The organism is Orrella dioscoreae (assembly GCF_900089455.2).
In the GTDB taxonomy this organism is placed as follows: Bacteria; Pseudomonadota; Gammaproteobacteria; order Burkholderiales; family Burkholderiaceae_B; genus Orrella; species Orrella dioscoreae.
This window is the reverse complement of the sequence record NZ_LT907988.1, coordinates 956604-979380: the sequence shown is the minus strand read 5'-3', so window position 1 is coordinate 979380 and position 22777 is coordinate 956604. Positions and strand designations below refer to the sequence as shown.

Genomic DNA, 22777 nt, shown 5'->3' with positions numbered 1-22777 from the left:
CGTGTGTTGCGGCAAGCGCTTACCGGGCGTTTGTGTTTTTGATTGCTGGAAAGACCCATGCGCGCATCTGCCCTGACCCCGTTCATCTCCCGTACCCTGCTGGCCACCAGCCTGGCCGCCGCCGCGCTCGTCAGCGCCCCGGCCCACGCGTTCTCCGACGATGAAGCGCGCCGCGCCATCCTCGAACTGCGCCAGCAGATCAAGCAGATCACCGAGCAGAACCAGCGCGCCACCTTGCAGTTGGCCGGCCAGATCGACGCGCTGCAACTGGAAGTGATGCGCCTGCGCGACCAGGTCGAGCTGGCTTCCCGTCCGGTGCCCACGGCGCAAGGCCAGCAACAGGGCCGGGGCGGCCAGCAGGCCGTGGCCGACCCGCAAGAGCAAGGCACCTATGAAGGCGCCATCGACCTCTTCCGCAAGGGCCAATACAAGGAAGCCGCGGAAGCCCTGTCGGCCTTCGTCGCGCTGTACCCGCAAAGCGAACTGACGCCTACCGCCGAGTTCTACCTGGGCAGCAGCCACTATGCGCTGAAGGATTTCAAGGGCGCCATCTCGCAACTGCAGAACATGGTCCAGACCCACCCGGACAACGACCGTGCGCCGGATGCGCTGCTGGTCGTTGCCGGCGGCCAGATCGAACTGAACGACCGCGCCGCCGCCAAGGCGACGCTGCAACGGATCGTGCGCGACTATCCGCAGACGCCCGCGGCCGATACCGCCGGCAAGCGCCTGCAACTGCTCTGATCCACGCGGTTCCAGGCATGGCCACGCTGGCGCCCCGAGGGGCGCCAGTTTGTTTTTGCAGCCAGGGAAAATGCAGCGCGCGCGTGCGTTCGCCCTTCGATGCCGCGAGGCCTGACGCGCCTCAGGCCGCACAGGATCGTATACAAAAATTGTGCATTATTATTTAATGGCATTTTCCCCGAGCCCATGCCGTCCCGACCATGACTTCCGACACTTTTCGCGCAGCGGCCCGCGCCTTGCTTGACCGCGCGGACATTCTGGCCGGCCACACGGAGACGCCCGGCCAACTGACGTGCACGTACATGACCGAGGCCCACCAGGCCGTGGCCAGCCAACTGGCGCAGTGGCTGCGCACCGCCGGTTGCGACAGCGTCCATGTCGACGCCGTCGGCAACGTGCTGGGCCGCTATCACGGCACCGGCGCGGGTGTCGCGGGCCGCCTCGTCACCGGCAGCCACTATGACACGGTGCGCAACGGCGGACGATACGATGGCCGGCTCGGCATCCTGATGGGCATCGGGCTGGTGGAGGCCTTGCACACGCGGGGCATACGCCTGTCCCGCGACCTGGAGGTCGTCGCTTTCGCGGAAGAGGAAGGTGTGCGCTTTGGCAGCACCTTTCTGGGCTCCTCGGCCTATGCGGGACATTTCGACGATCGCTTGCTGACGACCCTCGACCGGGCTGGCACTCCCCTGTCGCAGACCTTGCGCGACGCCGGCCACGACCCCGCGGAAATTGCACGGGCCGCAGGTGGGGCTAGCGGGATTGCGCACTACTTCGAGATCCACATCGAACAGGGACCCGTGCTGCTGGACCTGGATGCACCGCTGGGCGTGGTCAGCGCCATCGCGGGCAGCGTGCGCCGGCGGCTGCGCCTGACCGGCCTGGCCGGGCACGCGGGGACGACGCCCATGCGCCTGCGCCAGGACGCCGCCTGTGCGGCGGCCGAAATCGTCCTGGCCGTCGAATCACGCTGCGACGGCCGCAACGGGCTGGTGGGCACGGTCGGCCAGCTGGAGGTTCCCAACGGCTCCGTCAATGTGATTCCCGGCGCCTGCCTGCTCAGCCTGGACGTGCGCGCGGCCGACGACGCGACACGCGACGCCGCGCTCGCCGACATCGACGCACGCATCGCGGAGATCTGCGCACGGCGCAGGGTCAGCCTGGAATCGGAGACGCTGTTGCGCGCCAGCGCCGTGGCCTGCGACCCTGCAGGCCGCGAAGCGTGGCGGCACGCCATCGGCGCGCAGGGCGGCGCGGTGCACGAACTGGTCTCGGGCGCGGGCCACGATGCCATGATGCTGGCGCGGGTCGCCCCGGTCAGCATGCTGTTCGTGCGTTGTGGCGCGGGCGGCATCAGCCACCATCCCAGCGAGATCGTCACGGAAGCAGACGTTGCGGCGGCCTATGCGGCCGCCTGGGCATTCCTGCTGGCGTACTCCGCCTGAGGGGACAGGCGCCCGCTGACTAGGGCGCGAGCAGGTCGGCCAATGCCAGCGCCACCACCTTCGTGGCCTTGCGCAGGTCGTCGAGCCGCAAATTCTCATCGGAATTGTGCCCGCGCGCCTCCATGAGGGTGGCGGGTCCCGCGCCGTACAGCACGGTGGGAATGCCAGCCTGCGCGTAATGGCGCGCGTCGGTATAGAGCGGCACGCCGTGCACGGGAATATCCCTCGCGAAGACCTGGGCCGCATGCGTGCGCAAGGCCTCGATCAGGGGCCGGGCGCCGGGTAGTTCCGCCAAGGGCCGGGCCTGGAGCACGGTTTGCACCGACACCGAGATGCCTGGACGCTGGGCCGCCGCCGCGTCGATGATGCCTCGCAGCTCGGCCTCGGCGTCAAGACCGGCCTCTTCGGGAATCAGGCGGCGGTCGAGCCGGAAGGTGACCTGGTCCGGCACCACGTTGGTATTGATGCCTCCGTGAATGAGCCCGACCGTGAGACCCGGCGTGTCGATGCCGGGCGTTGCCGAGCGGCGCTGCGCCAGCGTCGCCCGGAAGTCGTAGAGCGCGCGCAGGATGTGCGTGGCGGCTTCCAGGGCATCCACGCCGGTGTGAGGCATGGCCGCGTGGGCCTGCTTGCCATGGACCGTGACAGCGAGGTGCAGGCAGCCGTTGTGCGCCGACGTGATGCCGTAGGAGAACCCCGCCGACAAGGCGTAGTCGGGTTTGCTCAAGCCCTGCGCCAACAGCAGGGCCGGGCCGATCTCTCCGCCGGTTTCCTCATCGTAGGTGAAGTGCAGCTCGATGGCCCCCCGCAGGTCGGCGCCCTTTTCCTGCGCGTGCAGGAGCGCCAGCGCAGCCCAGGTGTAGGTGGCGAAATCCGACTTGGAGACGGCCACGCCCCTGCCGTACATGACCGGACCGTGCTCCGGATCGTCCTCGACCTGCGCGCCATAGGGATCATGCCGCCAGCCCTGCCCCGGCGGCACGACGTCGCCGTGGGCATTCAAGGCGACGGTAGGCCCGCCGGGCCCGAGGGGGATGCGCACGATGAGATTGGTGGCGGAGATCATGCCCACGGCCCGGAGCTGGGCGTCAGGCACCGGATAGGCTTCCACCGTCAACCCCAGCGCGGCCAGCAGAGCCTGCGCGCGTTGCGCGTGCGGGGCGCAGTCACCGCCCGGATTGTCTGAAGGAACACGGACCAGTTCGGCGAGGAAGCCGGCCTGCGCCTCGTTCTGGCTGGCCAGGAAGGCCTGGATGAGCGCCGCGGTATCGATGGACATGAGCAGGAAAAAGGACGCCGGCGCCCCGGACGATCCGCGGCGCGTACAGCCCTGGGACAGGGTTGGCCGTCAATTTATAGGATGTAATTATTGTATGCAATAGTGGTTCAGGATTATTGGGTAGACTACGCGCATCATGAGTACCCAATCCGCCACGAACGCCGACCTCAGCGCAGAGCAGATCGCCGCCGACATCGCCTCGGCGATCGTCGGGCACCGCCTGCCTCCCGGAACCCGCCTGCGCGAGGAGGCGCTGGCCCGCGCCTACGGCGTCAGCCGCACCAAGGTGCGCGCCGCGCTGCTCATGCTGTCCAAGGACAAGCTGATCCGTACCGTGCCCGAGAAGGGCGCGTTCGTGAGCAAGCCCAGCAGCGTCGAGGCGCGCGAAGTCTTCACCGTCAGGCGCATCCTGGAAGCGGCCCTGGCACGTGAATTCGTGGCACGCGCCAAGCCTGCCGACTACCGCCGCCTGGAACAGCACCTGCGTGAAGAACGCCGCGCCATCGACGGCACCGACGCGCGGCTGCGCAACGGCCTGCTTGCCGACTTCCACATCCTGCTTGCCGAGGTGGCTGGCAACACGGTGCTGACCGAGCTGCTGCGGGACCTGTCCGCGCGCAGCGCCGTGATCACGGCGCTCTACCAATCCAGGCTGGATGCCGCCTGCTCCTCCGACGAGCACCATGCCTTCCTGAAGGCTGCCAAGGCGGGCGACACGGAGCGGGCCGTCAGCCTGATGGTCGACCACCTGCACCATGTCGAACAGGCGCTGGACTTCTCGCAGGACGGCAAGGCCCGCGACGGCGACCTGGTGATGGCGCTGCTGACCTGAGACCATCCGGCGCGCCAGCATGGTGCGGCGCGCGCGCCGCGCTGGTGCAAAGTTGCCGGCGCAAGGCTGGCCCCCACCCGCGATTCCCGCCCTTCCCCCTTCACACACTCGCACACGCTCGGCTGGCACGCGGCTTGCTTGATCAATTTTGTATACCGAATTGGTGTGCATTTGATCTGTTCTCTTCAGGAGACCCGCAATGCTACGCAGAACCCTGCTGTTGACCGCCCTGTCCGCCCTGATGGCGCTGGGCACACCCGCCGCCCGCGCGGACGCCCTGCAGGACATCGTGAAAGCAGGCACGCTCAAGGTTGCCGTGCCCCAGGACTTCCCGCCTTTCGGCTCGGTCACCACCGACCTGAAGCCGCAAGGCTATGACATCGACACCGCGGCGCTGATCGCCAAGGGCCTGGGCGTGAAGCTGGCGCTGGTGCCCGTCACGAGCGCCAACCGGGTGCCTTTCCTGCAGACCCGCAAGGTGGACCTGGTGATCTCCAGCCTGGGCAAGAACCCCGAGCGCGAGAAGGCCATCGACTTCTCCGACGCCTACGCGCCCTTCTTCAACGGCGTCTTCGGCCCCGCCGACGTGACGGCGAAGACCGCCACGGACCTGGCGGGCAAGACGGTCGGCGTCACGCGCGGCTCGGTCGAGGACATCGAACTGTCGAAGATCGCGCCGGAGGCCGCCACGATCCGCCGCTACGAGGACAACAACGGCACCATCACCGCCTTCCTGTCCGGCCAGGTCCAACTGGTGGCCACCGGCAACGTGGTGGCCGCGGCCATCCTGGCGAAGAACCCGCCCAAGAAGCCCGAGACCAAGTTCCTGATCAAGAACTCGCCCTGCTACATCGGCCTGAACAAGGGCGAAGCGGCGCTGCAGGCCAAGGTCAACGAGATCCTGGCCGCCGCCAAGCAGGACGGATCGCTCAACGCCATCGCCGTGAAATGGCTGGGTGCGGACCTGCCGGCCGAGCTGTGATCCAGACGGCACGCGCATCGTGAACTACGTCTTCGCCTTCGATGCCATCCTGGACTACTGGCCCGTGCTCGTCAGGGGCATCGCCCTGACGGCCTGGCTCATCGGGGTGGGCGCCGTGGGCGGGATCGCGCTGGGCCTGGCCTGCGCGTGGGTACGCTGCTACGCCCCGGCAGGGCTGCGCGCGCCCGTGGTGGCCTATGTCGAACTGATCCGCAACACCCCCTTCCTGATCCAGCTCTTCTTCATCTTCTTCGGCCTGCCCGCCGCGGGGATCCAGCTGGGCGAGGTGCAGGCAGCCTGCATCGCCATGGTGGCGAACCTGGGCGCCTACAGCGCGGAGATCATCCGCGCGGGTATCCAGGCCACCCCGCGCGGCCAGTACGAAGCCGGCGCCAGCCTTGCCATGTCGCCCCTCCAGGTCTTCCGCCACGTGGTGCTGCGCCCTGCGATGGCGCGCATCTGGCCAGCGCTGTCCTCGCAGGTCATCATCGTGATGCTGGGCTCGGCCGTGTGCTCGCAGATCGCGGTCGAGGAACTGAGCTTCGCCGCCAACTTCATCCAGTCACGCAACTTCCGTGCCTTCGAGTCGTATTTCGTGGCCACGGCGATCTACCTGGCGCTGGCGCTGCTGCTGCGGCAATGCCTGCGGGTGCTGGGCCAACGCCTGTTCGGCGGAGGCACGCGATGATCGAGTTCTCGCAATGGGACATCGTGCGCAACCTGCTGCTGGCCGCGCGCTGGACGGTCGTGCTGTCGCTGGCGGCCTTCGCGGGCGGCGCGGCGCTGGGCGCAGCGGTGCTGTGGCTGCGCACCTCGCGCGTGACGGTCCTGCGCCGGGCGGCCATGCTGTACATCGAACTGTTCCAGGGCACGCCGCTGCTGATGCAGCTGTTCCTGGCCTTCTTCGGCATGGCGCTGGTCGGGCTGGAGGTGCCTGCCTGGGTCGCGGCCGGCACGGCACTGGTGCTGTGGTCGGCTGCCTTCCTGGCCGAGATCTGGCGCGGCTGCGTTGAGGCCATTCCGAAGGGCCAGTGGGAGGCGTCGGCCAGTCTCGCGATGGGATACACGCAGCAATTGCGCCACGTGGTCCTGCCCCAGGCAATGCGCATCGCCGTTGCGCCCACCGTGGGATTCGCCGTGCAGATCGTCAAAGGCACCGCGCTGACTTCCATCATCGGCTTCACCGAGCTGTCCAAGGCGGGCACGATGATCACCAACGCCACCTTCCAGCCTTTCACCGTCTACGCCTACACCGCCCTGTTCTATTTCGTGCTGTGCTGGCCCCTCTCGCGACTGGCCTTGCGGCTGGAAAGGAAACTGCATGCCCCTCATCGCACTTGAAGACGTCCGCAAGCGGTTCGGCGAGAACGAAGTCCTGAAGGGCGTCACGCTGCGCGTGGAGCCCGGCGAGGTCGTCGCCATCATCGGCAAGAGCGGCTCGGGCAAGAGCACGCTGCTGCGCTGCATCAACGGGCTGGAGACCATCGACGATGGCTCGATCATGGTGGCCGACGCCAAGCTGGGCAGCTCGGAACTGCAGTTGCGCAAGCTGCGCCTGAAGGTCGGCATGATCTTCCAGCAATTCAACCTGTTCCCGCACCTGACGGTCGGGCGCAACGTCATGCTTTCGCCCATCGTCAGCAAGAAGGCCGGCACGGCCGAGGCCGAGGCGCTGGCGCGCGTGATGCTCCAGCGGGTCGGCCTGGCGCACCGCTTCGACGCCTGGCCCAGCGAACTGTCCGGCGGCCAGCAGCAGCGGGTGGCGATCGCCCGGGCGCTGGCCATGCAGCCGATGGCCCTGCTGTGCGATGAAATCACCTCGGCCCTGGACCCGGAACTGGTCAACGAGGTGCTGGGCGTGGTGCGCAGCCTGGCGGCCGACGGCATGACGCTGCTGATGGTGACGCACGAGATGCGCTTTGCCCGGGATGTCTGCGACCGAGTGGTCTTCATGCACCAGGGCCGCATCCACGAATCCGGGCCGCCGGGAGAGATATTCAACCGCCCCGCCACGCCGGAACTCCGCCAGTTCCTGGGCATGATCGAACCGCCCGCGGCCTAGCCGGCGCCTGTCCCGGCCTTCAGCCGCGCGGCATCCACAGCATCAGCAGCGCCACCCCCCCAATGACCAGACCCACGCCCGCGGCGTCCCGTCCCGTGGTGCGCTGCCCGAGCAGCTTGCCCGACAACAGTTGCGCGAAGAGGATCTCCAGCAGGCCGAGCGTGCGCACATTGGCCGCGGCGGTCAGCGAGAATCCGATGAACCAGCCCTGCGAGGCGGTGGCGCCCAGCAGCCCGCCCCACAGCGAGGCGCGCCAGGCGCGCAGGCAGGACCGCAGCAGGCCCCGGTCGAAAAGCAGCATCCACAGGAACAGCATCAGCGCCTGCATGCCCAGCGAGCAGGCCAGCGTCCAACTGGCCAGCGCCAGGAAACTGCCCTCGCCCGCGGCAAGGATGGCGCCGCGGAAGCCGACGGCGGACAAGGCGAAGAACGCGCCCGAGACCAGGCCCAGCAACACCGGCTTCACCCCGCCCGAGGCACTGGCCGTCGCGCCGGGCTTCACCGACAGCAGCACGACCCCCAGGGACGCCAGCATGATGGCGCCGATCGCCCCCAGGGACAGCGGATCGCCCAGGACGACGAAGGCGAATACCGCGACCTGCAGCGGCTCGGTCTTGGTCCAGGCGGTCACGACCACGAAGGCGCGCTCGCGCATGGCGGCCAGCATCAGGCCCGTGGCGGTGATCTGCGCGACGGCGCCGGCGAAGGCATAGGCCAGGAATCCGCCATTGACGGCCGGCGGCCGTTCGCCGGTGCTGGCCAGGATGATCGCCAGGAACAGCAACGCGAAGGGAAAACCATAGAGAAAGCGCACCTGGGTCGCGCCCAGCGTGCCCAGCGTCTCGGTCAGGCTGCGCTGCACGGCGTTGCGTCCGGCCTGGGCAGCGCAGGCGGCGATGGTGGCGGGAATCCAGATCCAGGTGAGGTCCACGGGCATCCTAAGGGCAGGTCGGCGTCCCGGCGGCGGGTCGGCGAAAAAGGTTGATGCCTTTACTGTATGCCCCGGCGGGGCGCTCCGTGCCCGTCGGTTGACACACTGTGTCCTGAGGCGGATAGTGGGCCACCCGGCCGCCGCCCTGGCGGGCCGAGCCCGGAACACCGCCACATCATGATCGACCTGCCCTTCCGCCTGCGTACCCTGCGCCGTCAGCACCAGTTGTCGCTGGCCGGCCTGGCCCAGCGCACGGGCCTGACGCGCAGCTACCTGTCGAAGCTGGAACGCGGGCTCAGCCAGCCCTCCGCCGCCACCGCCACCAAGCTGGCCGAGGCCTACGGCCTGAGCGCCGACCAATTGCTGGGCAGCGGCCCGGAGGGCCTGGACGAAGTGGTCAGCGTGGTGCGGGCCAACGAGCGCAAGCCGCTGGTGCGCCTGGGCACGGCCCTGGGCTATTCCTACCAGGCCCTGGCGGGCAAGCGGCGCGTGCGCTCGATGCAGCCGGTGCTGGTGGTGCCACCGCGCGAATTCCCCGCGCGCCAGGCCGCCTCGCCGCACTCGGGCGAGGAGTTCGTGCTGGTGCTGTCCGGCACGGTGGAGATGGTGGTGGGCACGCGCAGCCTGCGGCTGGAAACCGGCGACGCCGTGTATTTCGACGCCACCCTGCACCACCGCATGCGCACCCTCAGCCCGCGTGACGCCCAGGTGCTGGTGGTGGCCTCGCGCTGAGCGGCGGCCCTACCACTCGCTGCGCGAGGTGTGCAGCATGTGCAGGGTGATCTTCTGCACCTCGGCGCGGCTGATCTCGATATGCGACTTCAACAGGCGGCGTGCCTCGTCCACGCGCCGCGTCAACAGTGCGCGCAGCACTGCCGCGTGTTCATCGTAGGTGGCCTGGATGCGTGCGCCCTGGGTGAAATCGAGCCGCCGCAGGATACGGATGCGCTCGGTCACCTCGACGTGCATGCGCGCCAGTTCCGGATTGCCCGCGGCCTCCACCAGGCGGCAATGAAAGGCCTCGTCCTGCTGCGACACGTAAGGGCCGTCATCCAGGCGCTCGGACTCGGGCACCAGCCAGAACTCGGACAGATCGCGCAGCGCTTCGGCAGGCGTGGGCGACGGGCGTGCGCACAGGCGCTCGATGGCGGCCAGTTCCAGCACGATGCGCGCCTCGTACAAGGCGTCGAAGTGCGCGAAATCGACGGGCCGCACCTGCCAGCCGTTGCGCAGGTGGACCATGACGAAGCCTTCGCGCTGCAGGCGATACAGCGCCTGGCGCACCGGCGTGCGGCTGGCGCCGGTGCGCGCCACCACGTCGGCCTCGGTGAAACGGTCGCCCGGCAAAAGCCGGTAGCCGAACAGGTCCTGCTTCAACTGCTCATAGACCTGGTCGGCCAGCGTGTCGCGCCGTGCCGGGACTTGCGTGGCGGCATCCGTCATGGGCGCTCCCTTCTGGCGCTCAGGCCGCCATCTCGCGGCGGAACACTTCCAGCGTGCGAGCCTTGACCGACACGAAACGCGGGTCCGAGACCGACTCGGGCGTGCGCGGACGCGGCAGGTCGAAGGGCACGATCTCGGCGATGCGCGTGGGCCGGCGCGTCAGCAGCAGGATCTGGTCGGCCAGGAAAACGGCATCCTCCAGGTCGTGCGAGACGATGACCATGGTGACGCCGGTAGCCTGGTGGGCCTCCTGCAGCTTCTCGCGGATGAAGAGCGTCATCTCGAAGTCCAGCGCCGAGAACGGCTCGTCCAGGAACATCACTTCCGGGCGCGGCGCCAGCGCGCGCATGATGCATACCGTCTGCTGCTGGCCGCCCGACAGTTCGTAGGGGTAGCGCTTCAGGTCGAAGCGGATCTCGAAGAGGGCAATCAGCTCGTCCACGCGCGCCTTGACCTCGGCTTCCTTCATGCCGCCACGCCGCAGGGGGTAGGCGATGTTGTCGTAGGCCGAGAGCCAGGGAAACAGGGCGTCACGGTAGTTCTGGAACACGTAGCCGATGGTGGTGTCGGCCAGCGACTTGCCATCGAACAGGATTTCGCCCGCGTCCAGCGGGATGAGGCCCGCCACCATGTTCATCAGCGTGGACTTGCCACAGCCGTTGGGACCGAAGATGGAGACGATCTTGCCGCGCGGCAGGTCGAGGTTGAAGTTGGTATAAAGCGGCGCGCCCGCGAAGGACTTGGTCAGCCCGCGAATGGTGACGTGGGTGCGCGGCGCGGGTGGCACCGACAGGATGGTGTCGACCTCGGGATGGGTGGCGATCATGCTTTTCCGCTCCAGTGGATCAGTTTCTTCTCGGCCAGCAGGAACAGCAGGTTGAGCAGATAGCCCAGCGCGCCCGTGACCAGGATGGAGGTGTACATTTCCTTGACGTTGAAGACCTGCTGGGCATCGATGATGCGGTGGCCCAGGCCGTTCTCCGAGCCGATGAACATCTCGGCCACGATGACGATGACCAGGGCCATCGACACCGCGCTGCGCAGGCCGACGAAGGTCTGCGCCAGGCTTTCCATCAGCATCACGTCCTTGAAGACGTGCCAGCGCGAGACGCCCATGATCTGCGCGGCCATGACGCGCGTCTTCTTGGCGTTCATGACGCCATAGGCGCTGTTGAACAACACGATCAGCATGGCGCCGAAGCTGGCGATGGCGATCTTGTTGATGTCGGTGATGCCGAAGATCAGCATGAAGAGCGGGATCAGGGCGGACGAGGGCGTGGAGCGGAAGAAGTCGATCAGGAACTCGACGCTTCGGTAGGTGGACTCCGAGGCGCCCAGCACCACGCCCAGCGGCACGCCGATCAGCACCGCGATGCCGAAGGACGCCACCGTGCGCCACACCGTGGCGCCCAGGTCGCCATAGATGTCGCCCGACACGAAGGCGTTCCACAGGTGCGCCAGGGTTTCGCCCGGTGGCGGCAGCAGCACCGGGTTGACCCAACGCGCCGAGATCGCCAGCTCCCACAGCAGGAACAGCAGGACCGGCCCCACCAACGGCAGGAAGCGCCGGGCCGATGCGGAAGTGAATGCACGCATGGATCAGGCCTTGTAGATGAGCGGGGCCACTTCCAGGCGGCGGGAGAAGATCTTGCGCTCCGTGAACACGTCGAAATACTTCTGGAAGTAGTCGACATCGGAGGGCTTGAATTCGTCGTACATGGTGTAGCCGATCATCGGCACTTCATTGACGAGATCGGCGGCGACGCTGGTGTGGCCGGTCAGGTACCTGCGCACGTCGGCCGGACGCTCCAGCACGTCCTTCACGCCCTTGCGGTAGGCGGTGATGTATTTCTCGACGTCTGCCGGGCGCTCCTTGATGAGCGAGGACAGCAGGCTGGCCGAGCCGCCATACCAGGGCGCCTCGGGGTCGCCCAGCATGTAGTGCGACACGACGCCCGTCTCCAGCACGCGCGCCGTGCCGTTCAGGCGGCCGACCGTGCCGGTGGGCTCCAGCGTATAGACCGCGTCGACCTGGTTGGCTGCCAGCGCGGGCACGTGCTGGCCGATGGGCAGCTCGATGACCTTGGGGTTCTCGATGCCGTTCTTTTCCAGGATCAGCTTCGCGATGGTGACGTTCTGGATGCCGGGGCCGCAGGCAAAGCGCTTGCCCGCCAGTTCCGAGATCTTCTGCACGGTGCTGGCGGCAGGCACGAGCACTTCGTCCAGCACCAGCGAACGGCTGGACGGATTGGCGCAGATGATCTTGAAGAGGCCGGGCGACATGATTTCGCCCAGGGCGAGCGAAGCCGACGCGGTGCCGTTGGCGGAGCCGTGGATGCGGCCCGCCACCATGGCCTCGATGACCTGCTGCGCGCTGGCGAGCTTCACGCCTTCGACGTTCAGGCCGGCTTCCTTGAAATAGCCGCGCTCCAGCGCGGTGTAGAACGGCAGGCCGCTGGCGACGGGCCAGTAGCCGATGAGGATCTTTTCACCGGCGGCGCGGGCCGGACGCATGGCGCCGCCCAGGGCCACCGCGGCGGCGCCGGCGAAACCGGCCTTGATGAGTTGACGGCGGGACACGGCGTGGGTGACGGTCTTCATGGAATAGCTCCCGGAAAGCTGAGGGTCGTTGCCTGGCGGCACAGTGGGAAAAGTCGAAAGAGTGTCGAGGTCGGGCGCGGGTGCGCTCACGTTTTCTGCTGGGCGGCGACGCTGGCGCGATAGGCGCGCCAGCCGCCGAATTCGGTGATGTCCTGGGCGCCTTCCAGGCCGCGGGGTTCACAGATGAAGCCCTTGACCTCGCGGCCGTCGGCCAGCGTCACCGTGCCGATGCCCAGCGGGCCCGGCACTTCGGCGACGAAATCGCCGAAGGCGGTGGCCGGCACATCCCAGAGTTCCAGCGCGATGGCCGCGCCATCCTTGCCACGCGCCAGCCCCGGCTTGGGCGGCACCGTGCCGGGCAAGGCATACAGGCGGTAATCGCTGGCGCTGTGGCAGGCCTCCACGAACACGGCGTCACGCGAGGTCAGCTGGTGATTGAGCGGCATGCCGCGCAGGTGCGCGCCCACCACGGCCAGCCGGATCATGCGCGGCGCCTGGGTGCGCGCCGCCACGCCCGCGGGCAGGGTGTGCAGCCGCTCCCAGCGGCGGCCCAGCTCGGCCAGCGCGGCGTCGTGCCAGGCGGGCGCGATGAAGGTCACGCCCGCAGGCAGCCCGTCCTCGCGCAGGCCCGCAGGCACCGCCAGGGCGCTGAGGTCCGCCAGGTTGGTGAAGTTCGTATAGGTGCCCAGGCGCGAGTTCAGCGTGACCGGGTCTGCCAGCAGGGCCTCGATGGTGTAGATGGACGGCGTGGACGGCACCATCAGCGCATCGACCTCGGCCAGCGTGGCCTGGATCGTCCGGGCCAATTCGGCGCGCCGGTACTCCGCCCGGAATGCGTCGGCAGCGCTGTAGCCACGCGCCTGTTCCAGGATGCCGCGCACCACGGGATGCACGGCATCCGGATCGCGCGCCAGCAGGTCCTCGGCGACGGTGTAGCGCTCTGCCACCCAGGGGCCTTGATACAGCAGCGCAGCCAGCTCGGCGAAGGGCGCGAAGTCGATCTCCACGACCTCGGCGCCGCTGTCGCGCAGCGTCTGGAGGGCGCGCGCGTAATGCGCCTCGGCGAACGCGTCGCCAAAGAACTCGCACTGCGCAGGGATGGCGATGCGGGCGCGCGGGCGCGGCCACGCCGTGGCGCCCGCCGGACGCGCCCGGCTGTAGGGGTCTGCCGGGTCATGGCCCGCGGCGATGTCCGCCACGGCCTCTGCGTCGCTCACCGTCAGGGCGAAGACGCTGATGCAGTCCAGCGTGCGGCAGGCCGGGACGGCGCCGCGGCCGCTGAAGGCGCCGACCGTCGGTTTCAGGCCGACGATATTGTTGAAGGCGGCGGGCACCCGGCCCGACCCCGCCGTGTCGGTGCCCAGCGAGAACGGCACCCAGCCGCGCGCCACCACCGATGCCGAGCCCGAGCTGGAGCCGCCGCTGACATAGGCGGGATCGAAGGTGTTGGGCACCGGCCCGAAAGGCGAACGCGTGCCGACCAGGCCCGTCGCGAACTGGTCGAGGTTGGCCTTGCCGATCACGATGGCGCCGGCGGCTTTCAGGCGGCGCACCACTTCCGCGTCCTCGGCGGGGGTGTAGGCGTAAGCCGGGCACGCGGCCGTGGTGGGCCAGCCCGCCACGTCGATGTTGTCCTTCACGACGAAGGGCACGCCGTACAGCGGGAAGCCTGCCAGCGAACCGCCCGCCGCCGCCACGCGGGCGGCCAGCGCCTCGGCCTGCTGGGTCAGCCGCGCCGCATCGGCGCGCAGGATCAGCGCGGGATCGGCATCGTTCGCGCGCGCGGCGAAATCCGCCAGCACGTCCGCCAGCGCGAGCCCGTCACGCCGGTAGGCCGACTGCCAGTCGGCAAGGGTCCAGCCCTGGCGGGGAAAAGAGGCGGAGGGTTGCGCCGGCATGTTGAATTCCTTCTTGTATACAAGTGCGGTTCCCTCCTCTTAAGCAAGCGCTGTGCCAACTTGGCGGCCGTGTGGCGCCGGGGCGGGCATCACGAGGCAAGGCCGATCCCATGGAACACCGCGATGCGCGCACCGGTGCGGCGCAGGCACCAAAGCCGGTCGCGCGCACGCGGGCATGCACCGTCATGGCGCATGCCGCGAGGAAGGAAAGCAGGAGGAAGGAAGAAGGCGGGCCGTTGCCGGCGCCTGTGCGCCAGCGCTAATGCGCCAAGGGCTCGTCTGGAAACAGCACGCCGGCCGGCACCGGACGGCCGAAGAAATACCCTTGCGCCAGGTCACAGCCATGGGCCACGAGGAAGTCAAGCTGGGCCTGCGTCTCGACGCCTTCGGCCAGCACCTTCAAGCCCAGTTGATGGGCCAGGGAAATGATGGCCAGCACGATGGCGCGGTCGCCCTGGCTGTCCGGCAGGCCGCGCACGAAACCCTGGTCGATCTTGAGCTTGTGCAGCGGCAGCAGCTTCAAGCGCAGCAGGGAGGAATAGCCCGTGCCGAAGTCATCGAGCGCCAGCCGCACGCCACGCACGTGCAGGCGGTCGAGTTGCGCAAGCGCCCGGTCGGGCTGGTCCATGATGGCGCTCTCGGTCACCTCGATCTCGAGCAGGCTGGCGTCCATGCCCGTCTGGGCCAGCACCTCCTCGACGCGCGGCAACAGCATGTCGCCGCCGAAGAGACGGCTGGACACGTTCACCGCGACGAAGCCCGGGGAAACGCCGCGCTGCCGCCAGGCCTGCATCTGGGCACAGGCTTCGCCCATGACCCAGGCGTCGACCCTGTCGATGAGACCCATTTCCTCGGCCAGCGGGATGAACTCGCCCGGCGGCACGAGCCCGTGCACCGGGCGCTGCCAGCGCACCAGCGACTCCACGCCAGCCAGGCTGCCGGTGCGCAGGTCATGTATCGGTTGGTAGTACAGCACCAGTTCCTTGCGTTCGACGGCAAGCCGCAAGGCCGCGCCCAGCTCCAGCCGGTGGCGCGCCTGCAAGGTGAGTTCTTCGGTGTAGAACGCGAAGGAAGGCCTGCCGCCGCGGGTCGCCTCGGCGTAGGCGGTGGTGGCGTTGCGCAGCACTTCGTCGACGCCAGCCGTGCCTTGCGGGAACAGGCTGATACCCATGTAGGCCTGCACGAACACCGTCCGCTCGTTCACCTCACAGGGCGCCAGCATGCCCTGCAGCACGCGCTCGGCCAGGCCCGCGACGCGCAAGGGATCGGCGCTCTTCTCATAGAGCAGCGCGAACTCGTCCGCGCCCAGGTGATAGAGCGAGGCCTGTCCGTCGCAGAGTTTCGCCAGGCGCTTGCCGGTGGCACGCAGCACCTCGTCGCCCACGGCATGGCCGTAGCTTTCGTTGACGTGGCGGAAGTGATCGAGGTTGACGACCATCAGCGCGCCGCCGCGGCCTTCAGCCTGCAGGCGCGAGAAGGCGTGGCCCAGCCGCTCCATGAAAAGCAGCCGGTTGGGCAGGTCCGTGAGCGGGTCGTAATGCACGAGGCGGGCGCGCTCATCCTCGGAACGCTTGATGGCGCTCAGGTCCGAGAACACGGCCACGAAATAGCGCGGCTCGCCCGCCTCGTTGCGCAAGACGCGCAGCGTTTGCCACTGGGGATAGATATCCCCGCTTTTGCGGCGATTCCAGATTTCGCCCTGCCAGACATCGTCACGGACCAGGGCATGCCAGAGGGCGTCGTAGAACGGCTTGTCGTGGTAGCCGGATTTCAGCACGCGCGGGTTCTGGCCGCGGATCTCGCTCTCGCTGTAGCCGGTGATGCGCGTGAAGGCGGGATTGACGTGGACGACCTGGTTGTGCGCGTCGGTGATCAGCACGCCTTCCTGGGTGCTATCGAAGACGGCGGCGGCCTGTACGAGGTAATCGCGCATGGCGGCATCGAGCTGGCTCTCGCGCTCGACCCGGCGCAGCAGGAAGTAGAGCCCCACGGCGGTGAGCAGGACGAAGAGCAGACTGGCGACCAGCGACCCCAGTACCCTGCCGGCGGGCGGGCCGGCGAGCAGCCACAGGTCGATGACGACAGCGCACCCCGATGCGGCCGTGCCATACAGCAGGCTGTACCAGCCCGCGCGGCTGCGCGGTTTTTTCTGCTTCGTTGCCAGCGGACTCTCCCGGTGTTTCGGCATCCGGGACGGGCCACGCCGGCCAGCGTGGCACGGCTTGATACGCCCCGGAAGCGTCGGGCGCAAACCTGGCGATGGCCGCCAGCCCGACAGGGGGCGATTCTAACGCGATCCCAACAGATGCTTACAAATAGGGATGACGCCACGCACGTGCGCAGGCGGCCGGGCTCAAGCCGCCAGGCTGTCCTCCGTCTCTTCCATCACGACCAGGGCATCGCCCGTGACCACGGCCTGGCCGGGCACGCAGGCGACTGCCTTGACCACGCCGTCAGCCGGCGCCAGCACGGCCAGTTCCATCTTCATGGCCTCCACCACCACCAGCGTGTCGCCCGCCCGCACGGCCTGGCCCGGCTCGGCCAACACCTTCCAGACGCTGCCGCACATGTCGGCGGCCACGACGCGCCCCGCGGCCAGTTCCGCCTGCGGCGCGACAGGCGCCTCCTGCGGCGCCGCCGCGTCATCGGCCTGCCACAGCGCCACTTCCTCGGCGTACGCGCGCTGCTGGCGCGCGGTGAAGGCTGCGATGCTTCCGGCCTGCTCGGCCAGGAAGGCCCGATGCCGCGCAAAGTCGAACACTTCCTCTTCGATGCGCACGCTGGCGCGGCCCTCGCGGAAGTCTTCGCGCAGCACCGCCAGCTCGTCCTCGGTCACCTTGTAGAAGCGCACCTGGTCGAAGAAGCGCAGCAGCCAGGGCTTGCCGTCGGCGAACACCGGGTTCTTCAGGAACTTGTTCCAGATGGGCAGGGTGCGCCCCACCAACTGATACCCGCCGGGCGAGTCCATGCCGTAGATGCACATGTAGACGCCGCCGATCCCGACCGTGCCCTCGGCCGTGAAGGTGCGGGCGGGGTTGTACTTCGAGGTCAACAGGCGATGGCGCGGATCGATGGGCACGGCGCAGGGCGCGCCCAGGTAGACATCGCCCAGCCCCATGACCAGGTAGCTGGCGTCGAACACGACGCGCTCGACGTCCTCGCGGCTTTCCAGGCCGTTGATGCGCTGGATGAAGTCCACGTTGTTCGGCAGCCAGGGCGCCTTGGCCCGCACGGTCTCGCGATAGCGCTGCACCGCGCCCAGCGTCGCCGTGTCCTCGAAGGCCATGGGCAGGTGCACCACGCGCGTGGGGATGCGCAGCGTATCGACGTCCGGCAGGCCGCGCTCGATCTCCAGCAGGCGTTCGATGAGGGTTTCCTGGCGGATGACGCGGCTGTCGTAGCGCACCTGCAGCGAACGCACGCCAGGCGACAGCTCAGCCACGCCCTGGATGGGCCTGGCGTGCAGCGCCTCCATCATCAGGTGCACGCGCATGCGCAAGGCCAGGTCCAGGATGTTCTCGCCATACTCCAGCAGCAGATAGCCATCGCCTGCCTGGCGGTAGGTGATGGCGGGCTGGGTTCCCTGGGCGGGCAGGCGCGCGCAGACGGCGTCGGCCCGGACCGGCATGGTTGCGGGCGCGGCGGGCGCGGCGAGCGTCTCGACGGCACGGTCCTGCGCGGCCTCCAGCGCCACCGCCTCGGCGTAATCCAGGCGGCGGAAGCGGATGCGGTCGCCGGGCTTGACCTGCCCCACCTTCCACAGCTCGGCGCGGGCGATGGTGGCCGGGCAGACGAAACCGCCCAGGCTGGGACCGTCGCGCGTCAGGATGACGGGGCTGTCGCCCGTGAAGTTGATGCTGCCGATGGCGTATTCGCAGTCATGGATGTTGGACGGATGCAGGCCCGCCTCGCCGCCGTCGCTGCGCGCCCACACGGGCTTGGGCCCGATCAGGCGCACGCCCAGGCGGTTGGAGTTGTAATGGACTTCCCACTCGGCGGCGAAGAAGGCCTCGATGAATTCAGGCGCGAAGAAATCAGGCGCGCCGTGCGGGCCGTACAGCGCGCCGATCTCCCAGGTCGTGCCGTAATGCGGCACCAGGGCGTCGGGCAGCGGCGCTGCCGAGGGCGCCGCCACGGGCGCCGGCGCCAGCGTGGCTGGCAGGTCCGCCTGGGCCAGCGCCAGCATGTCGCCGGGCCGCAGCGTGCGGCCGGCGTGGCCGCCGAACTGGCCCAGCACGAACGTAGAGCGGCTGCCGAGATAGACCGGCACGTCCAGCCCCTGGCGCACGGCAAGGTAGCTGCGGCAGCCTTCCATCACGCGGCCCAGCGCCAGCACCTGGCCGGCCTTGACCGGCACCGCGCGCCAGAACGGCACGGGCTCGCCGTCCAGCGTGGCGGGCGAAACGCCGCCCGTCAGCGCCACGACGGCATCGCAATGGAAGCGCAGTGTCGGGCCGACCAGCGTGGCCTCCAGGCCCGCCGCGCCCGCATCGTTGCCCACCAGCCGGTTGCCCAGGCGGAAGGCGTAATCGTCCATCGGTCCCGAGGGCGGCACGCCGATGTCCCAATAGCCGGTGCGCCCCGGATAGTCCTGCACGCTGGTATAGGTGCCGGGTTCCAGCACCTCGATCATCGAGGGGCGGAAGGTGAAGTCTTCCAGGAAGCGCGTGGACAGGCGGGCCTGGACGAAGCGCGGCTCGTCCACGATCTGGCGCAGGTAGTCCAGGTTGGTGGCGATGCCGTGCAGGCGCGTCGCCGCCAACGCCCGGGCCAGGTTGGCGCGGGCGGCCTCGCGGGTCTCGCCGTGCGCGATGATCTTCGCCAGCATGGGATCGTAGAAGGCCGGCACCTCGGTGCCCGTGGCCACCCAGCCATCCACGCGCACGCCATCGGGGAAATGCACGTCCGTCAGCACGCCGGGCGAAGGCTGGAACTGGCGCACCGGATCTTCGGCATAGACCCGCACCTCGATGGCGGCGCCGCTCGGCGCGGCTTCCAGCGCGGCCCAGTCCAGCGCATCGCCGGCTGCAACCTTCAGCATGCAGTCGATCAGGTCCAGGCCTGTCACGGCTTCCGTCACCGGGTGCTCGACCTGCAGGCGCGTATTGACCTCGAGGAAATAGAACGCGTCGCGCGCGCCGTCGTAGATGAACTCCACCGTGCCCGCGGACTGGTACGAGACCGACTCGCCCAGCCGCACGGCAGCGGCATGCAGGGCGCGGCGCGTGCCTTCGGGAAGATCCGGCGCGGGCGTTTCCTCCAGCACCTTCTGGTTGCGGCGCTGGAGGGAGCAGTCGCGCTCGCCCAATGCCACCACGCGGCCCCGCCCGTCGCCGAAGATCTGCACTTCGATATGGCGGGCGTGCTCGACATAGCGCTCCAGGAAGGCGCCGGCGTCGCTGAAGAACTGCTTGCCCATGCGCTGGACCGTCTCGAAGGCCGCCGCCAGCGCGGCCGGATCATCGCAGCGCTGCAGGCCGATGCCGCCGCCGCCCGCGGTGCTTTTCAGCATGACCGGATAGCCGATGCGCGCGGCTTCGCGCAGCGCCTCGTCCGCATCCGCCAGCAGGCCGGTGCCCGGCGTCATGGGCACGCCCGCGGCGGCGGCCAGTTCACGCGCGCGGTGCTTCAGTCCGAAATCGCGCAGTTGCGCGGGCGTCGGCCCGACGAACACCAGCCCCGCCGCCGCGCAGGCTTCCGCGAACTCGGCGCTTTCGGACAGGAAGCCATAACCGGGATAGATCGCCTGCGCACCGGTCTGGCGCGCGGCCTCCAGCAGCTTGTCGATACGCAGGTAGCTGTCGGCCGGCTTGTCGCCGCCCAGCGCCACGGCCACGTCGGCCTGCGTGACGTGCGCCGCGTTGCGGTCCGCATCGGAATGCACGGCCACGCCGCGCACGCCCAGGCGTTTCAGGGTGCGCAAGGTCCGCACGGCGATCTCGCCACGGTTGGCGATGAGGACGGTATCGAACACGGTCTGCTCCTGGAGAGAGTGGGGCCCGACAAGTCCTCCGCGCCGCGGCGCTTGGATTCCTTGTTGTATACAAGCCGATTCCCCGTTGAAGCAAAGCCCGTGCCACCCTTCGCGCCAGAGGGAAGCAGCCCGCCGGAGACCCTTGCCCGCACCGTGACGGGGCACCAAAGCCGTGCGCCCGGCACCGATCTGGGACAGGACTAGAATGGTCGGTTTCCGCCTTCCCCCTTGCCTCCTTTTCCGGATTGCTTGCCATGTTCGAACACGTTGACGCCTATGCCGGCGACCCCATCCTGACGCTGAACGAGAACTTCCAGAAGGATCCTCGCCAGGACAAGATCAATCTGAGCATCGGCATCTATTTCGACGACGCGGGCCGCCTGCCCGTGCTGGATTCGGTGCGCCGCGCCGAGACGCAAGTGCTGTCCGCCATCGGCCCGCGCCCCTACCTGCCCATGGAAGGCGCGGCGGACTACCGCCAGGCAGTGCAGGAACTGCTGTTCGGCGCCGAGCACGACGCCGTGCGCGGCGGCCGCATCGCCACCATCCAGACGATTGGCGGCTCGGGCGGCCTGAAGGTCGGCGGCGACTTCCTGAAGCGCTATTTCGGCGACGCCGAGGTGTGGGTCAGCGATCCCACCTGGGACAACCACCGCGCCATGTTCGAGGGCGCGGGCTTCCCGGTGCACACCTATCCCTATTACGACGCCCGGACGGGCGCGCTGGCCTTCGACGCCATGCTGGCCGCCATCCAGGCGCTGCCCCGCGGCAGCATCGTGCTGCTGCACGCCTGCTGCCACAACCCCACGGGCGTGGACCTGTCGGCCGAACAATGGGCCGCGCTGATCCCGGTGCTGAAGTCGCGCGCGCTGGTGCCCTACGTGGACATCGCCTACCAGGGCTTCGGCGATGGCCTGGAAGAGGACACGCACGCCTTGCGCGCCATGGCCGACGCCGGCCTGTCCTTCTTCGTGGCCAGCTCGTTCTCGAAGAGCTTCTCGCTGTACGGCGAGCGTTGCGGCGCGTTGAGCGTGGTCTGCCACGACGACGAGGAAGCCGGCCGCGTGCTGGGCCAGTTGAAGGCGGCCGTGCGCCGCAACTACTCCAGCCCGCCCACGCACGGTGCGCGCATCGTCGCCACCGTCCTGCGCGATCCGCAATTGCGCGCCGACTGGTCGGCCGAGCTGGCGGCCATGCGCGAGCGCATCAAGGCCATGCGCCAGGCGCTGCACGACGCCGTCGCCAGCCGCCTGCCGGGCCGGGACGTGTCGTACTTCGTGAAGCAGCGGGGAATGTTCAGCTATACGGGCCTGTCACCCGCGCAGGTGGACACCTTGCGCGAAACGCATGGCGTGTACCTGGTGCGCTCGGGCCGCATCTGCATGGCCGGCCTGAACCGCAACAATGTGGAAGCGACCGGCAAAGCCATCGCCGCAGTGCTGGCGTAAGGCTTTCCGGCCGCTGGTCTCTCTTGGCAGTGCAGGTCACCTGCCGGCGCGGCCCTCCCCGCGCCAGCAAGCCGGACGCGCCTTAGCGGCGGCCGACCAGCAGGCCCAGCAGGAAGGCGATGCCCGCCGCCGTGCCCACCGATTGCAGCGGACGCGTGCGGATGTGGTCTTCCGCGGTGTCCACGGCATCCTGCACGAAGCCCGCGGCCAGGCCGGCGGCCTGGTCGGCAGCCTCGCGGGCCTTGCCGATCTGTGCGTTCAGGCGGGTGCGCAGGGCCTCGATATCGGTATCCGAGTTGCTGCTCAGCGTCTCTTCCAGATCAGCCAGCAGGTTGTTGAAGTTGACGCGCACGTCTTCCTGGGCCTCACGGCCCGTGGCGCGCAATTCGCGGCTGGCGCGGCGGCCAGCGCGCTTGGCATCGTCGATGCCCCGGTCCAGTTCACGTTCGGTACGAGCGAAAACACCCATGTCATTCTCCTTGCTGGTTTGCGCGGTCGAGGTAAGTTGCATTCGAAGCCAAGGGCGCACGTAATCGCGCAAGATTACAGGTGCAGCCACTCCGATGGCGGAACGCACGAGCGGGGGGGAACGCCAGGCCAGAAGACCCAGCAGGGCGGCGCCCCCCGCGAGATAGGCGCCGGGCACGGAACGTCCCGACGGCACATAACGATAGGTGTAGACCGCCAGGCGATCCTTGTCCATGCGTTCGAGCAGGGCGCGGCGGCTATCGGTGTCAGTGGTCATGACGGTCTCCCTTGTCGCCCGCCCCGGCCCCGCGGATGGCGGCCAGGTCCAGGTTCAGTTCTTCGCTCAGGGTGGAGAAGACGGGCCGGTCCCGGTTGGCGGCGCGCGCCAGCCCCCAGGAGGCCAGGGCCAGCACGCCCCAGAGGGCGGCGATCCCCCAGGCGGCCTGCACCCGATACGCGCTGTCCCAGTAGCTGACGATCACCGCCACCGAGATGAACCCGGCGCACGCCAGGCCGCATACGACCAGCGCTATCCAGCCGACCATCCCCAGCACGACACTGCGCCGGTATTCCACGAGTTCCAGTTTCAGCAACTCGGCGTAATCCGATATTCGCCCGGTCGCAAACGCGGCGACGACCCTGGCACGGGCGATCTGGCTCAGCATGG

At 68.7% G+C, this 22777-nt stretch carries 20 protein-coding genes; 9 read left to right on the top strand and 11 right to left on the bottom strand.

What is annotated here, in order from left to right:
* Positions 1-57: 57 nt before the first annotated feature.
* Complete coding sequence (ybgF, locus tag ODI_RS04440) at positions 58-744, top strand: tol-pal system protein YbgF (protein ID WP_067752733.1); 687 nt, start codon at positions 58-60, stop codon at positions 742-744.
* A gap of 200 nt (positions 745-944) precedes the next feature.
* The gene (locus ODI_RS04435; RefSeq protein WP_067752729.1) at positions 945-2192 is read left to right on the top strand and encodes an allantoate amidohydrolase; all 1248 of its coding nucleotides are present in this window, start codon (positions 945-947) and stop codon (positions 2190-2192) included.
* A gap of 19 nt (positions 2193-2211) precedes the next feature.
* Here ODI_RS04435 and ODI_RS04430 read toward each other — a convergent pair whose 3' ends face one another.
* Positions 2212-3471: a M20/M25/M40 family metallo-hydrolase gene (locus ODI_RS04430; RefSeq protein ID WP_067752726.1), complete on the bottom strand. Its 1260-nt coding sequence runs from the start codon at positions 3469-3471 to the stop codon at positions 2212-2214.
* A 136-nt stretch (positions 3472-3607) separates the two neighbouring features.
* Here ODI_RS04430 and ODI_RS04425 point away from each other — a divergent pair, with 136 nt between their 5' ends.
* From ODI_RS04425 to ODI_RS04405, 5 genes are all read left to right on the top strand, one after another.
* On the top strand, positions 3608-4303 hold the full coding sequence (locus ODI_RS04425) for a GntR family transcriptional regulator (protein ID WP_067752724.1): 696 nt from the start codon (positions 3608-3610) through the stop codon (positions 4301-4303).
* 199 nt (positions 4304-4502) lie between these two features.
* The gene (locus ODI_RS04420; RefSeq protein WP_067752721.1) at positions 4503-5285 is read left to right on the top strand and encodes a transporter substrate-binding domain-containing protein; all 783 of its coding nucleotides are present in this window, start codon (positions 4503-4505) and stop codon (positions 5283-5285) included.
* Positions 5286-5304: 19 nt separating this feature from the next.
* The gene (locus tag ODI_RS04415) at positions 5305-5973 is read left to right on the top strand and encodes an amino acid ABC transporter permease (protein WP_067752717.1); all 669 of its coding nucleotides are present in this window, start codon (positions 5305-5307) and stop codon (positions 5971-5973) included.
* Complete coding sequence (locus ODI_RS04410; RefSeq protein ID WP_067752715.1) at positions 5970-6626, top strand: amino acid ABC transporter permease; 657 nt, start codon at positions 5970-5972, stop codon at positions 6624-6626. The genes ODI_RS04415 and ODI_RS04410 overlap by 4 nt, the downstream gene beginning before the upstream one ends.
* Positions 6607-7347: an amino acid ABC transporter ATP-binding protein gene (locus tag ODI_RS04405; protein ID WP_067752713.1), complete on the top strand. Its 741-nt coding sequence runs from the start codon at positions 6607-6609 to the stop codon at positions 7345-7347. The genes ODI_RS04410 and ODI_RS04405 overlap by 20 nt, the downstream gene beginning before the upstream one ends.
* A 19-nt stretch (positions 7348-7366) precedes the next feature.
* Here ODI_RS04405 and ODI_RS04400 read toward each other — a convergent pair whose 3' ends face one another.
* A complete protein-coding gene (locus tag ODI_RS04400) occupies positions 7367-8278 on the bottom strand; it encodes a DMT family transporter (protein WP_197707137.1) in 912 nt (303 codons plus the stop codon).
* 177 nt (positions 8279-8455) lie between these two features.
* Here ODI_RS04400 and ODI_RS04395 point away from each other — a divergent pair, with 177 nt between their 5' ends.
* A complete protein-coding gene (locus ODI_RS04395) occupies positions 8456-9010 on the top strand; it encodes a helix-turn-helix domain-containing protein (RefSeq protein ID WP_067752710.1) in 555 nt (184 codons plus the stop codon).
* 9 nt (positions 9011-9019) lie between these two features.
* On the opposite strand, the gene ODI_RS04390 is transcribed toward ODI_RS04395, so the two are convergent.
* The 7 genes from ODI_RS04390 to uca all read right to left on the bottom strand — a co-directional run bounded on the left by ODI_RS04390 (position 9020) and on the right by uca (position 20194).
* Positions 9020-9721, bottom strand: a complete 702-nt coding sequence (locus tag ODI_RS04390) for a GntR family transcriptional regulator (RefSeq protein ID WP_067752707.1) — start codon at positions 9719-9721, stop codon at positions 9020-9022.
* Between the two features lie 19 nt (positions 9722-9740).
* Complete coding sequence (locus ODI_RS04385; RefSeq protein ID WP_067752704.1) at positions 9741-10547, bottom strand: ABC transporter ATP-binding protein; 807 nt, start codon at positions 10545-10547, stop codon at positions 9741-9743.
* Positions 10544-11317, bottom strand: coding sequence for an ABC transporter permease (locus ODI_RS04380; protein WP_067752701.1), 774 nt, complete (start codon positions 11315-11317; stop codon positions 10544-10546). Before ODI_RS04380 ends, ODI_RS04385 begins: the two co-directional genes overlap by 4 nt.
* A 3-nt stretch (positions 11318-11320) precedes the next feature.
* Positions 11321-12322: an ABC transporter substrate-binding protein gene (locus ODI_RS04375; protein ID WP_067752698.1), complete on the bottom strand. Its 1002-nt coding sequence runs from the start codon at positions 12320-12322 to the stop codon at positions 11321-11323.
* An 86-nt stretch (positions 12323-12408) separates the two neighbouring features.
* A complete protein-coding gene (gene atzF / locus ODI_RS04370; protein ID WP_067752695.1) occupies positions 12409-14220 on the bottom strand; it encodes an allophanate hydrolase in 1812 nt (603 codons plus the stop codon).
* A 259-nt stretch (positions 14221-14479) separates the two neighbouring features.
* Positions 14480-16408, bottom strand: a complete 1929-nt coding sequence (locus tag ODI_RS04365) for a putative bifunctional diguanylate cyclase/phosphodiesterase (RefSeq protein ID WP_067752692.1) — start codon at positions 16406-16408, stop codon at positions 14480-14482.
* Positions 16409-16573: 165 nt separating this feature from the next.
* Positions 16574-20194, bottom strand: coding sequence for an urea carboxylase (gene uca / locus ODI_RS04360; protein WP_067752689.1), 3621 nt, complete (start codon positions 20192-20194; stop codon positions 16574-16576).
* A 254-nt stretch (positions 20195-20448) separates the two neighbouring features.
* On the opposite strand from uca, the gene ODI_RS04355 reads away from it, so the two are divergent.
* On the top strand, positions 20449-21642 hold the full coding sequence (locus ODI_RS04355) for an amino acid aminotransferase (RefSeq protein WP_067752687.1): 1194 nt from the start codon (positions 20449-20451) through the stop codon (positions 21640-21642).
* A gap of 82 nt (positions 21643-21724) precedes the next feature.
* Here the strand turns inward: ODI_RS04355 and ODI_RS04350 are convergent, their stop codons facing one another.
* On the bottom strand, positions 21725-22387 hold the full coding sequence (locus tag ODI_RS04350; protein WP_067752685.1) for a DUF883 family protein: 663 nt from the start codon (positions 22385-22387) through the stop codon (positions 21725-21727).
* Positions 22377-22775 carry a phage holin family protein gene (locus tag ODI_RS04345; protein WP_067752683.1) on the bottom strand — a complete coding sequence of 133 codons (399 nt, stop codon included), beginning with the start codon at positions 22773-22775 and terminating at the stop codon, positions 22377-22379. Before ODI_RS04345 ends, ODI_RS04350 begins: the two co-directional genes overlap by 11 nt.
* Positions 22776-22777: the final 2 nt, after the last annotated feature.

Coding starts and splice junctions, on each gene's coding strand:
- ybgF (WP_067752733.1), top strand. CDS start 58: ATGCGCGCATCTGCCCTGACCCCGTTCATCTCCCGTACCCTGCTGGCC.
- ODI_RS04435 (WP_067752729.1), top strand. CDS start 945: ATGACTTCCGACACTTTTCGCGCAGCGGCCCGCGCCTTGCTTGACCGC.
- ODI_RS04430 (WP_067752726.1), bottom strand. CDS start 3,471: ATGTCCATCGATACCGCGGCGCTCATCCAGGCCTTCCTGGCCAGCCAG.
- ODI_RS04425 (WP_067752724.1), top strand. CDS start 3,608: ATGAGTACCCAATCCGCCACGAACGCCGACCTCAGCGCAGAGCAGATC.
- ODI_RS04420 (WP_067752721.1), top strand. CDS start 4,503: ATGCTACGCAGAACCCTGCTGTTGACCGCCCTGTCCGCCCTGATGGCG.
- ODI_RS04410 (WP_067752715.1), top strand. CDS start 5,970: ATGATCGAGTTCTCGCAATGGGACATCGTGCGCAACCTGCTGCTGGCC.
- ODI_RS04405 (WP_067752713.1), top strand. CDS start 6,607: ATGCCCCTCATCGCACTTGAAGACGTCCGCAAGCGGTTCGGCGAGAAC.
- ODI_RS04395 (WP_067752710.1), top strand. CDS start 8,456: ATGATCGACCTGCCCTTCCGCCTGCGTACCCTGCGCCGTCAGCACCAG.
- ODI_RS04390 (WP_067752707.1), bottom strand. CDS start 9,721: ATGACGGATGCCGCCACGCAAGTCCCGGCACGGCGCGACACGCTGGCC.
- ODI_RS04385 (WP_067752704.1), bottom strand. CDS start 10,547: ATGATCGCCACCCATCCCGAGGTCGACACCATCCTGTCGGTGCCACCC.
- ODI_RS04380 (WP_067752701.1), bottom strand. CDS start 11,317: ATGCGTGCATTCACTTCCGCATCGGCCCGGCGCTTCCTGCCGTTGGTG.
- ODI_RS04375 (WP_067752698.1), bottom strand. CDS start 12,322: ATGAAGACCGTCACCCACGCCGTGTCCCGCCGTCAACTCATCAAGGCC.
- atzF (WP_067752695.1), bottom strand. CDS start 14,220: ATGCCGGCGCAACCCTCCGCCTCTTTTCCCCGCCAGGGCTGGACCCTT.
- ODI_RS04365 (WP_067752692.1), bottom strand. CDS start 16,408: ATGCCGAAACACCGGGAGAGTCCGCTGGCAACGAAGCAGAAAAAACCG.
- ODI_RS04355 (WP_067752687.1), top strand. CDS start 20,449: ATGTTCGAACACGTTGACGCCTATGCCGGCGACCCCATCCTGACGCTG.
- ODI_RS04350 (WP_067752685.1), bottom strand. CDS start 22,387: ATGACCACTGACACCGATAGCCGCCGCGCCCTGCTCGAACGCATGGAC.
- ODI_RS04345 (WP_067752683.1), bottom strand. CDS start 22,775: ATGCTGAGCCAGATCGCCCGTGCCAGGGTCGTCGCCGCGTTTGCGACC.